Origin of the sequence: Methylobacterium sp. J-088, from assembly GCF_022829295.1 — a bacterium.
In the GTDB taxonomy this organism is placed as follows: Bacteria; Pseudomonadota; Alphaproteobacteria; order Rhizobiales; family Beijerinckiaceae; genus Methylobacterium.
The window spans coordinates 1-6,899 of sequence record NZ_JAKSYH010000183.1; the positions used below are offsets into that span (position 1 = coordinate 1).

A 6,899-nucleotide genomic window follows, 5' to 3' on the forward strand; every position below is an offset into this window, starting at 1 on the left:
AGACTACTCTTCGCCGCTGTGACCCGATGCAAGATGCGCTGATCCGCAAGCTCGAAAGCTTCGAGGAACTGAGCGACGCCGACCGCGCCGCGCTGCGGGCGTTTGTGCCACGGGTGCGGAATGTGCCAGCGCGAACGGACATCATCGCTGAAGGCGACGTCCCTGGCGACGTTCATCTCATCCTCGACGGCTACGCCTGCCGCTACAAGATGCTCCCGGACGGTCAGCGCCAGATCATGGCCTTCTTCGTGCCGGGCGACTTCTGCGACCTCAACGTGTTCATCCTCGACGAGATGGACCATAGCATCGGCACGGTCTCGCCTTGCAAAACGGTCGAGATCCCGCGCCAGGCCATCGAGGAGATCACGGCGCACCACCCGCAGGTGACGCGGGCCCTGATGTGGTGCGCTCTCGTCGATGGGGCTATCCTGCGCGAGTGGCTGGTCAACATCGGCAGCCGTCAGGCCGACCAGCGGATCGCGCACCTGTTTTGCGAGCTGTTGCTGCGACTGGAAGCCGTGGGGCGCGTCACCGACAACAGCTACGCGTTCCCGTTCACCCAGACCGATGTTGCCGACACGATGGGCCTGTCGGACGTGCAGGTCAGCCGCACGCTGCGGGAGCTGCGTGCGCTCGGTCTGATCCACCTCAAGCACCGGGTCCTGACGATCCTGGACGTGGATCAGCTTAAAGCGTACTGCGGGTTCAATCCCAATTACCTCCACCTCAGGAACGCGCGTTGGAGTAGCCGCCGGCAGGTGCCGTGGCTGAGCAGCGTCCAGGGCGGGTAAGTTGACGGGCCAGGACAACGTCGAGCCCCTGGTCGTCCTACATCCGATCTCCGTCGACACGCGCAGCCCGGATCAGGTCGGCATGCTGGTGCTGGTCAACGGGCTGCTCGTGGCGGTTCTGGTCCGCCTCGATGCGCCCTGGCACGATCGCCCTGGCGCTTGGCACATGGAGGCTGGGCTGGGGCGGCTGGCGGGGGTGCGCGCGCCCGTGTTCGATACCTTGAAGGACGCCACGCGGTGGGTGCGGCAGCGTCTGCGCGGGTAAGCCGATGAGAGGCGGATTTGGGCCCTTGGCTCAGGCCGCGTGTGCCAGCCGTTGCTCAATCCAGTCTTGTGCGGTGTCGAGGTCGGCGAAGGTGGGCGGGGTCGCGCTGCTCACCAGCCCGAAGCCCGCCTCCAGGAACCACATCCCGGCCAAATCCTCGTGAAACCCCGAGAGCTGAACCAGCACCGCTGCGAGGAAGCCATCAGCGAAGACCAAATGGCCCTCGACATCGTAGCTGCCGGTTCCGACCTGCACGGGCTGTAAGCGTAGGGTCATCCGGCCGCTCGCTTCTCCAGCTGCAGGTACGTTGGGTCAAACTCCGAGACCCGAAGAAGTTCGTCCCACGCCTCCATCACGAGCATTCGGCCCCGGAGCGTGATCAGGGTCCGGCCGCGCATCTCCTGCAGCACGCGGTTGATGTGCACGGGGGTGAGACCCAGAGCGTCGGCAATATCGGTCTGTGTGATCGGCAGCGGGCAGCGGTGATCGCCAGCCAAGCCCACCGATTGCAGCTTCAGGTACAGCTCGCAGAACAGGTGCGCGACGTGTTCAAAAGACGTGCGACGGCCCATGCTAACCAGCCATTCGCGGAAGACCGCAGCGTCGATCAGGGTGTCGCGCCAGAAGGCAGCCGCGAGGCCGGGGTGGCTCGCTGTCAGCTCCCGCAGAGTCTCGTGTGGGATGAAGGCTATGACGGCCTTCGTCAGCGTGGCAATGCTGTGATCCATGGTGGGGACGTGCAGGCTCTGCAGGTTCAGGACGTCACCGGATACGTGGAATGACAGGATCTGGCGCTTGCCCTCGCTGAGCATCTTGTAGCGGCAGGCCCATCCGTCGAGGATGAGGCAGCAATGCGTGGGCTGGTCGCCGTCGCGCACGATGTCCTGCCGGGCCCTGAGGTTCTGGATCCGCACCGGCAGGCTTTGGATGGCCTGACGCTCCGCATTTGACAGGGTGGCAATGCTCTCCAGCTTGCGGATGAGCATGCCGAGGGTGGGCTGGGCGGAGACTGGATGCATATCGTTCCACCATGGCATCGCAGGCGGAAGCGCACGGCTCTCCCAGTCATCGGTGCCTGTGTTGGATCAGCCGATGATGTTCCCTATCATAGAGCATTATTACTGCGGCATTCTGTCATAAGACACGTTTATGAAGCGATTTCGGCCCCGGAATGGTCAGCTTCTGAACGCAAGATGCTTTGACCTCGCAGCGTAGTCACGGTTATCGACATGGCCTTGGCCAGAACTTCAATGCCGCGTCCTCCGATGTGCGAAGCAGTCGAGGATGAATTCCATCAATCCCGTCTTTTGATTGGGTAAGCCCTTCTGGTCGCTGGCATGGATGTCCGCTTGTCACCGCGATGGTGCGAGCGCAGCTGGCCGCTGACCCTGCAGGAACGGCGACGTGCGCCAGCGCTGCTTCGAGAAGTGCCCTCTGGACGGGTACGTCGTACTCTCGCCCACGAGGACACTCCCATGCAGCAGGCGCTGATGCGGAAGCTTGAGAGCTTCGAGCCGTTGTCCGATCAGGCTCGCTGGGCCCTGAACCGCCTGGTGCTCAAGGTCCGATATGTGGGCGCGCGTCAGGATCTGATCCAGGAGGGCGACAAGCCCGAGAACGTGCTCCTCATCCTCGACGGCTTCGCCTACCGCTACAAGGTCCTGCCGGACGGTCAGCGTCAGATCATGGCCCTGCTCGTGCCCGGCGACTTCTGTGACCTGAACGTGTTCATCCTCGACGAGATGGATCACGCCATCGGCACGATCTCGGCGTGCCAAGTCGTGGATATCCCGCGCCAGGCGATCGACGAGATTGCCAGGGATCACGCCGACATCGCGCGCGCCTTCTGGTGGTGCTCGTTGGTCGACGGCGCCGTCCTGCGCGAGTGGCTCGTCAATATCGGCGGCCGGCTCCCGCCCCAACGCATCGCCCACCTTCTCTGCGAGCTTCTCATGCGCCTGGAGGCGGTAGGGCGCGTCACCGACAACGGCTACGCGTTCCCGCTCACGCAGACGCAGATCGCTGACATGATGGGCCTGTCCGACGTGCACGTGAACCGCACGCTGCGGGATCTGCGCGCACAGGGCCTGATCCACCTGAAGCGGCGGGTGCTGACCATCCTCGACGTCGAGCAGCTCCAGGCCTTCTGCGACTTCACGCCGAACTACCTGCACCTGCGCAGTACGCGCTGGGGTGATCGCCGCGACTTGAGCTGGCCCGGTCAAGCCCAGGAGGGTTAGCCGATGTCCGGGCGAAGCAACGTCGCGACGCTGCTCGTGCTGCAGCTTCAGCCGATCGAGGTGGACACCAACAGCCCCGACCGTGAGGGCATGCTGGTAATGGCCAACGGCCTGCTGGTGGCAGTGCTGGTGCGCCTCGCCGAGCCGGAGCACGACAAGGTCGGAAGCTGGTTCTTCGAGGTTGGCTTCGGGCGGCTGCAGGGGAAAAAGGCTCCGACCTTCCTGAGCCTAGAAGAAGCGACGCGCTGGTTGCGACGGCATCTGAAGGCAGCGTGATCTGTCCGCAGGCTACCGCCTGGAGGCATGACCTGCAGATCTGAGGATGATGCCACCGAACGAGTGCGATTGGGTCGGAGCACGAGCGAACCCAAGCACGGGACCGCAAATCACCAAGAGAAAAACCAGTCGAGTTTCGGCAGCATGAATACCGTCGTCGCCCCGGCGCCCAGAACGCCCGCGATCATGACCACGAGTTCCATCACGGCGTTCCCCAATCAGTTTGTGATCAGGCCAACCATGATGAGGTATCAAAGTTTCTTCTTGCTGGTGCGCCATCTCAAAAACCTATCAAAAGATGGTTGAGCGGCAATAATTAGTGCGCTGGCGCCAAGCGTTGCTGCGATCATGAGAAGGAGAGATAGAGACACGGCTGCACATATCCATGTTGATCGAGGAACTCAATTTTTGGATCAACAGCCTCGGAATGAAATCTGTGCTGTGCGACAGAGTGACTTACGGTGATATCTTTTCGCTCCCAAAATCGGATCCCGGCCCCGATCAGGGACGCTCAAACTGTACGGCGGGCTCCAGGTCCTCGCGTAAGGGGATGTAGGCGCACCAGCCGCACACGCCATTATCTGCCGCTTTCGGGGCGTTCCACTGCGAACAGGTCGGGCCGACCTTCATCACGATGCGGGTGCCGTGGACGAACGCCAGTCCGCGGCCACCGAAGGTGGTCGGGCCTTGAGGAAGGTTTTTCAACATAGGTGTTCTCTGCGGACTACCGCAGGTTGAAGTCAATGCGCGCTAAGGGCTTCCAGCCCTGCTATCTCAGCGAGTCAAGCCGATAGGACGATCGTCGAATGGCTGCCGCAATGAGGATCAGGCGTACCGCTAATGCCTGTCTCAAGCGGCCCTGCCCGCCCCAAAAGGGGGCTTTGAGGGATCGCGAAAATGGGTGCGCTACATAGGGGTGCCCCTATTTCCGAATTAAAAAAAGGGGGGGGCTTTTTTAGGACGCCCCACGGCAGGTTGGTAGGGAAGGCGCTCATATCAGAACGCCGATAAGCGCTTGGTGTTGAAAGCCACGTGCTCGCGGTAGCGGGCGATGACCGTCTCGGGTGAGCCGCCGAGCATCAGCGTGATCATCGCCTCTCCAGCGGCGTGCACTTTCTCGGTCACCATCGACTGCGCTTCTGCGAGGCCTTCGCGGCCGCCCCAAGCCAGGCGGACCATGCGCAGCTCGATGACCCGCCGCGACTCGATCGCCAGCATTATCGATGAAAAGATGGGATTGCACATTGAGCCTTCGCACCGAGTGAACACAGTTTCTGTTCAACACGATCGAAGATTATAAAGATCCATCGTTAACATGAGTTGGATTTTTGCTATCAATTTCTTAGTCGATTGAACTTGAAGTCGCAGGCTAGAACTTTCAGTCATAGGCATATGTTTCTCGTTCATGTTCGCAATAATGCGGGCAAGCGAGGTTCATGAGTGTCAGAGCATACCTCTGGTCAAGATAGCCGCCAGGGCAAGCGCGGCCGGCCGGCCCTCTACGTCCTGATCGTCAGTGTCGGGCTGATGCTGACATCCCTGGCTGGGCTGATGATCTGGCAGGGCGCGAGTTCGCCACCCGACTATGCCAGCCAGAGCCAGGCGGCATCGCGCAAGCAGATCACCGGCTCTGAGACCGGCAAGGCAGATGCCCCGTCGTCGGCCAACAGCAGCGGTGTGCCCGGGGGTAATCCAGCATATCCGCAGCCCGCCGTGCGGAGTGCCAACCCATGAGTCCGTGTGAGATGGCGAACGATGATCCGGTCGAGGTCGCGGTGCTCGAACGCGCACGGCGGAACTTCCTCGACAACGGGCCGGGCGACCGGATGTGGTCGGATCCCTCCTCCATGAAGGGATCTACGATGAGCGCTGGTTTCGTGCTAAGCGCGGACCAGCGCGCCGCGTTCATCGCTGTCGCGCGAAGGGAGATCGCATCCGAGGAAGATACGGTCGATCGGCCGGAGGGGCCTATGCTTCCGAGCGAAGGTTCGCGTGCAGGGCTCGGCATTCTCGCGCTGTATGAGAGCCGTAGCAAGGCGCAGGCGGCGACAGCCACGCTGGTCGCGGCGGGTATCCCCGAGCGGGCGATCCAGCTCGTGGTTGCCCCCTCTGGTCCGAATGACAGCCGCGCCGAGGTGGGAACATCGCTTCCCGACGGCTCCGACCTCCGAGATGAGCTCAGGACGATCGGTGTGACTCCGGAGGCACTAGACGCCTGCTGCGTGCAGCTGCGGCAGGGCGCGGCGATGCTGAACCTCGTAGTCGCGGACGGCCAGCGGGACCGCATCATGGGCATTCTAAAGGACCACGGCTCGGTTGATCAGACGCTACGCCTCGCGACGTGGCGCACCGAGGGGTGGGGCGGGACGTCGCCCGTCTCGACGGAGGGTTGGAGCGGCTATTCCGCCACCTCGACCGGTGCGACGGACATCGCGACGAGACGGGAATAAGCCGATGGCCCTGTTCGCCCCCGTCCGGTCCGAGAAGACCGACCTCGACGCCGTGCGGCGGTACGCTGTGAGCGTCATCGCGCGATCCGACGGCGAGGATCTGCAGATGAAGGCGGTCACCCTGGCGCTGCTCGGTGGGATCATGTGGCGCGCCGCGCCGGGATCGACCGAGTTGATCCAGGATGAGGCGAGCGCCAAAGCCATCCTGTCGACCACCCTCGGCGGCCGCCACCTGACCTTCTCGTATGACCAGAATACCGAGTCGATCGAGATGCGCGAGGGCACCACGGACGGACCCATCCTGCACCGTTTCTGCAACCGAACCCTAGTCGCGGACTTCGATCAAACCTTCAGCGCCCTGTGGCGTTGATAGAGGCTAATTTGGTCCCTTCATCGGTACCGGTCGAGTTTGTCGGCACCGCGACTGACGCGTGCAAACCCTCGGGCCCTCGGTGATGCCAGGATCTTGACGCCGCACGACCGGCGACGATGCGTTGAACCAGGGTTGAGTCAACCGGCACATGCGCCTGCGTCTCCTCGATCGTCGGACCACCCTCCGCCCGCACCTGATCTGGCCACCGAGGGAGGTGGACCAGAGAAGCTGTGAAGGTCCTGAGACCAAGAACCTGTTTGTGTGATGCCATCATTTTTAGAACGCGAAGTCAGTCCCGACGGCGCGACCGTCGGAGCAGCCTATGACCCGTTTTCCCACATCGATCCTCGCGGCTGGCCTTTGGGTTAGATGTTTGATCCCAGGGTTTGATGGTGCACTCTTCACCTCGGAGTGGAGGGATGCGCTATGGGCCAGGTTCTTCACGGCAGCGCCACAACGACGGGGGCAGTCCGTCGAGCGATCCAGCATAGTCAAGCGAGCCTG

The 6,899-nt window shown here is 62.5% G+C and carries 11 protein-coding genes; 7 read left to right on the top strand and 4 right to left on the bottom strand.

Going from position 1 to position 6,899, the window contains the following annotated elements; all coding sequences use genetic code 11:
• Together MKK63_RS20975 and MKK63_RS20980 are read left to right on the top strand one after the other, a co-directional pair.
• The coding region (locus MKK63_RS20975; RefSeq protein ID WP_313901786.1) for a Crp/Fnr family transcriptional regulator at positions 1 to 791 on the top strand (791 nt) is incomplete at its 5' end.
• 1 nt (position 792) lies between these two features.
• Positions 793 to 1,056 carry a hypothetical protein gene (locus tag MKK63_RS20980; RefSeq protein WP_243916558.1) on the top strand — a complete coding sequence of 88 codons (264 nt, stop codon included), beginning with the start codon at positions 793 to 795 and terminating at the stop codon, positions 1,054 to 1,056.
• A gap of 30 nt (positions 1,057 to 1,086) precedes the next feature.
• On the opposite strand, the gene MKK63_RS20985 is transcribed toward MKK63_RS20980, so the two are convergent.
• Positions 1,087 to 1,332: a hypothetical protein gene (locus MKK63_RS20985; RefSeq protein WP_244005228.1), complete on the bottom strand. Its 246-nt coding sequence runs from the start codon at positions 1,330 to 1,332 to the stop codon at positions 1,087 to 1,089.
• Entirely contained in the window at positions 1,329 to 2,075 is a 747-nt protein-coding gene (locus tag MKK63_RS20990; RefSeq protein WP_244005230.1) for a Crp/Fnr family transcriptional regulator, read from the bottom strand. Before MKK63_RS20990 ends, MKK63_RS20985 begins: the two co-directional genes overlap by 4 nt.
• A gap of 456 nt (positions 2,076 to 2,531) precedes the next feature.
• On the opposite strand from MKK63_RS20990, the gene MKK63_RS20995 reads away from it, so the two are divergent.
• Together MKK63_RS20995 and MKK63_RS21000 are read left to right on the top strand one after the other, a co-directional pair.
• Positions 2,532 to 3,296: a Crp/Fnr family transcriptional regulator gene (locus MKK63_RS20995; protein WP_244005232.1), complete on the top strand. Its 765-nt coding sequence runs from the start codon at positions 2,532 to 2,534 to the stop codon at positions 3,294 to 3,296.
• A 3-nt stretch (positions 3,297 to 3,299) separates the two neighbouring features.
• The gene (locus MKK63_RS21000; RefSeq protein ID WP_244005234.1) at positions 3,300 to 3,572 is read left to right on the top strand and encodes a hypothetical protein; all 273 of its coding nucleotides are present in this window, start codon (positions 3,300 to 3,302) and stop codon (positions 3,570 to 3,572) included.
• A gap of 501 nt (positions 3,573 to 4,073) precedes the next feature.
• Here MKK63_RS21000 and MKK63_RS21005 read toward each other — a convergent pair.
• Positions 4,074 to 4,280, bottom strand: a complete 207-nt coding sequence (locus tag MKK63_RS21005) for a hypothetical protein (RefSeq protein WP_244005236.1) — start codon at positions 4,278 to 4,280, stop codon at positions 4,074 to 4,076.
• 288 nt (positions 4,281 to 4,568) lie between these two features.
• On the bottom strand, positions 4,569 to 4,817 hold the full coding sequence (locus tag MKK63_RS21010; protein WP_244005238.1) for a hypothetical protein: 249 nt from the start codon (positions 4,815 to 4,817) through the stop codon (positions 4,569 to 4,571).
• A gap of 195 nt (positions 4,818 to 5,012) precedes the next feature.
• Here MKK63_RS21010 and MKK63_RS21015 point away from each other — a divergent pair, with 195 nt between their 5' ends.
• Genes MKK63_RS21015 through MKK63_RS21025 form a run of 3 tightly spaced genes read left to right on the top strand, consistent with a single transcriptional unit; the run spans position 5,013 to position 6,392 of the window.
• The gene (locus MKK63_RS21015; protein ID WP_243918963.1) at positions 5,013 to 5,306 is read left to right on the top strand and encodes a hypothetical protein; all 294 of its coding nucleotides are present in this window, start codon (positions 5,013 to 5,015) and stop codon (positions 5,304 to 5,306) included.
• 11 nt (positions 5,307 to 5,317) lie between these two features.
• Complete coding sequence (locus MKK63_RS21020) at positions 5,318 to 6,022, top strand: hypothetical protein (RefSeq protein ID WP_244005240.1); 705 nt, start codon at positions 5,318 to 5,320, stop codon at positions 6,020 to 6,022.
• A gap of 4 nt (positions 6,023 to 6,026) precedes the next feature.
• Complete coding sequence (locus MKK63_RS21025) at positions 6,027 to 6,392, top strand: hypothetical protein (RefSeq protein WP_244005242.1); 366 nt, start codon at positions 6,027 to 6,029, stop codon at positions 6,390 to 6,392.
• The last annotated feature ends 507 nt before the right edge of the window (positions 6,393 to 6,899 follow it).

Coding starts and splice junctions, on each gene's coding strand:
- MKK63_RS21005 (WP_244005236.1), bottom strand. CDS start 4,280: ATGTTGAAAAACCTTCCTCAAGGCCCGACCACCTTCGGTGGCCGCGGA.
- MKK63_RS21020 (WP_244005240.1), top strand. CDS start 5,318: ATGGCGAACGATGATCCGGTCGAGGTCGCGGTGCTCGAACGCGCACGG.
- MKK63_RS21000 (WP_244005234.1), top strand. CDS start 3,300: ATGTCCGGGCGAAGCAACGTCGCGACGCTGCTCGTGCTGCAGCTTCAG.
- MKK63_RS21025 (WP_244005242.1), top strand. CDS start 6,027: ATGGCCCTGTTCGCCCCCGTCCGGTCCGAGAAGACCGACCTCGACGCC.
- MKK63_RS20995 (WP_244005232.1), top strand. CDS start 2,532: ATGCAGCAGGCGCTGATGCGGAAGCTTGAGAGCTTCGAGCCGTTGTCC.
- MKK63_RS20985 (WP_244005228.1), bottom strand. CDS start 1,332: ATGACCCTACGCTTACAGCCCGTGCAGGTCGGAACCGGCAGCTACGAT.
- MKK63_RS21010 (WP_244005238.1), bottom strand. CDS start 4,817: ATGTGCAATCCCATCTTTTCATCGATAATGCTGGCGATCGAGTCGCGG.
- MKK63_RS20990 (WP_244005230.1), bottom strand. CDS start 2,075: ATGCATCCAGTCTCCGCCCAGCCCACCCTCGGCATGCTCATCCGCAAG.